We start from the raw sequence: 2600 nt of genomic DNA on the forward strand, positions 1-2600 counted from the left end.
GCCGCCTTGCCCTTGCCGGCGCGCGCCGGCGGGTTGCACAGGCCGCAGACGTAGTGCTTGGCGACCTCATGCGGGTGGGTGACGAAATGACCGCCGCACTTGCTGCACTTGGTCATCGTCAGCATGCCGTTGTCGACGAACTTCACCAGGCGCCAGGCCCGCGTCACCGACAGCAGCTGCTCCAGGTTCTGCGCCGCGGTCTGTTCCTGGTACAGCTGGTAGGCCTTGATGACGACGTCGATCTCGTCCATCTCCGCGACCTTGTTCAGGTACTCGTGGATGTTGAGGAACAGGCTGGCATGGATGTTGGGCTGCCAGCTCATGAACCAGTCGGTGGAGAACGGCAGTTGGCCCTTGCTGGGGCTCTTGCCCGAAACTTCCTTGTACAAACGCAGCAGACGCTCGTAGCTCAGGTCCGTCTCAGACTCCAGCACCTGCAGGCGAGCGCCCAGGTGGATCAGCGTCACGGCGCGCTCGATCTGCTTGGCTTCGGTCAAGATGGACTTGGTGCGCATGGCGGTGTCTCCGGCTTCAGTTCTGCGGTCAGGCGTCGATATCGAACTCAGGCAGCTTCCTGATGGCGGCCGGCCAGCAGGATGGAGGCATGCAGGCGGGACACGCTGTCATTGGCGGCCGGCTTGCCGTGCGAGGTCAGCAGGCCCCACACCAGCTCATCATCCATGCGGAAGCGGCACAGCAAGGTATTGCCCGAGGCAATCTTCAGCATCTGCGCAGCGCTCAGCGTGTTCAGCAGCGTCGCGGTCTCCTCCGAGATGCCCAGACGATACAGCGCCTGCTCACGGTCCGCACGGATCAAACTCTGCGCCAGCATCAGGTACGACAGGTTGGCTTCGCGGATCTCGGCGAGGATTTGGTCGGCGTTCATCGTTCGGCTCCTGGGGTGTTGGGGGCTGAGGTCGTTTCGTTTCAGCGTGAGACGAACTGTAGAGATCCCGACACGCAACCAACATCAGGTCGCTTCCATGTAAAGGTTAGGGAGCGCGCCGACGCGTTTGTCAGATCAATTCCTACAAGAAGCCAGATCAGCGCTATGGCGGGGGTGGTTTTCGGGGGTTTGTGAGGGCGATGCCCTGTTGCGGTGGGGGTGGGTTGGCGGGGGCGCTGCGCTGCGGAGATCCGGGCGTTGGTCGCCAGGGCGCAGGGCCTTGGCGGCAAGCGCCAAGACCCCGCGCCCTGCCGCCCCCCAACCACTGCCGTCCTGCGGAGGATTTGCTACCGAGGACTTCGGGGGAAGGCGGAACGCAGCAGTTCGAGGTTGTAGGCCGCAAGGTGACTGCCTCGGCCCGCAACGGCACCCGGTTGATCCGGACGCTCGCCAATCTCCAGGCAACGCGTCCAGGCGTCATCGATCATCGGCACCAACACCTCCGCCTGCTCCGGTTGGTCCGCCGCCCAGTCCAGCAACAGGTCACCCAGCGCGAAGAAGAAGTCGGGCGACTCTGCACAGACTTGCAGTTGCGCTTCGGCGAAAACCATGCCGTCGGCATGACGCTTCAGCGATTTCAAGCCGAACAGGCGACGGGTCGCCAAGTCGGACCACCACGTCGGTGTCAGGGGCATGTCCGCAAGGCGAGCGGCTGCATTGGCGAAGGCAGCTTCGGCATCGGCGAAGCGCTCGTACACGGACAAGTCCTTGCCGAGCTGGTACCAGAGATAAGGGTTGCTCGGCTCGTCGTCGATCGCGGCGCGCAGCAGTTGTTCGTTGCGGCCTTGCTTCACGTGGAGCCGTTCCGGCAGGTAGCCGTCGTGGGCGACATGAAGGTCGAGCGGCCGTATCGGCAGCGAATGCGCGGGTTGCTCGTGGATGCGGCCGGTGTAGCGGATCGCGCCCGGAAGAACGCGGCTCAAGCGCGAACGGGCAGTGCCACCGTCGAAGTGATCCTGCAGCGCGATCGTGCCGACGAAATCCGGCGGCGTGGCGCGCAGCGCCTCGAGCGCCGCACCACTGCCCTCCCCGATCAGCCATTCATCGGCGTCCAGCACCAGGTGCCAGTCCGCACCGGCGGCGTCGAGCGCCGCGTTGCGGGCGGCGGAGAAATCGTCGATCCAGGTGAAGTGCGCGACACGCGCGCCAGCGGCCTGCGCCAGACGGACGGTGTCATCGGTGGAGCCGGTGTCCAGCACCAGCGCGTCGTCCACGAACGGACGGACGCTGTCGAGGAGGCGGCCGATGGTCGCCGCCTCGTCGCGGGCAATCACGACCAGGCAGGTGCGCCAGCGCGAGGCCATGCCGCGCCGCTCAATGCATCTGGATGCCGCCAGCCGCCTTGCCCTTGCCGGCGCGCGCCGGCGGGTTGCACAGGCCGCAGACGTAGTGCTTGGCGACCTCATGCGGGTGGGTGACGAAATGACCGCCGCACTTGCTGCACTTGGTCATCGTCAGCATGCCGTTGTCGACGAACTTCACCAGGCGCCAGGCCCGCGTCACCGACAGCAGCTGCTCCAGGTTCTGCGCCGCGGTCTGTTCCTGGTACAGCTGGTAGGCCTTGATGACGACGTCGATCTCGTCCATCTCCGCGACCTTGTTCAGGTACTCGTGGATGTTGAGGAACAGGCTGGCATGGATGTTGGGCTGCCAG

Annotated in this window: 4 protein-coding genes; all 4 read right to left on the reverse strand. The window is 65.1% G+C overall.

Annotated features, from left to right (window positions below; genetic code table 11):
- On the reverse strand, positions 1-515 hold a 515-nt coding region (flhC, locus tag ACTJKJ_RS27240), incomplete at its 3' end, for a flagellar transcriptional regulator FlhC (protein ID WP_440823307.1).
- Positions 516-562: 47 nt separating this feature from the next.
- Positions 563-886: a flagellar transcriptional regulator FlhD gene (gene flhD, locus ACTJKJ_RS27245; protein WP_183490174.1), complete on the reverse strand. Its 324-nt coding sequence runs from the start codon at positions 884-886 to the stop codon at positions 563-565.
- Between the two features lie 347 nt (positions 887-1233).
- On the reverse strand, positions 1234-2250 hold the full coding sequence (locus tag ACTJKJ_RS27250) for a glycosyltransferase (RefSeq protein WP_440823309.1): 1017 nt from the start codon (positions 2248-2250) through the stop codon (positions 1234-1236).
- A gap of 10 nt (positions 2251-2260) precedes the next feature.
- Positions 2261-2600 (reverse strand): FlhC family transcriptional regulator (locus ACTJKJ_RS27255; RefSeq protein ID WP_440819754.1); only part of this gene is annotated, 340 nt, incomplete at its 5' end.

Source organism: Roseateles sp. 22389 (genome assembly GCF_052044995.1).
Lineage (GTDB): Bacteria > Pseudomonadota > Gammaproteobacteria > Burkholderiales > Burkholderiaceae_C > Roseateles.

Excerpts from the sequence above, each read along its gene's own strand:
- flhD (WP_183490174.1), bottom strand. The coding sequence starts at position 886 with ATGAACGCCGACCAAATCCTCGCCGAGATCCGCGAAGCCAACCTGTCG.
- ACTJKJ_RS27250 (WP_440823309.1), bottom strand. The coding sequence starts at position 2,250 with ATGGCCTCGCGCTGGCGCACCTGCCTGGTCGTGATTGCCCGCGACGAG.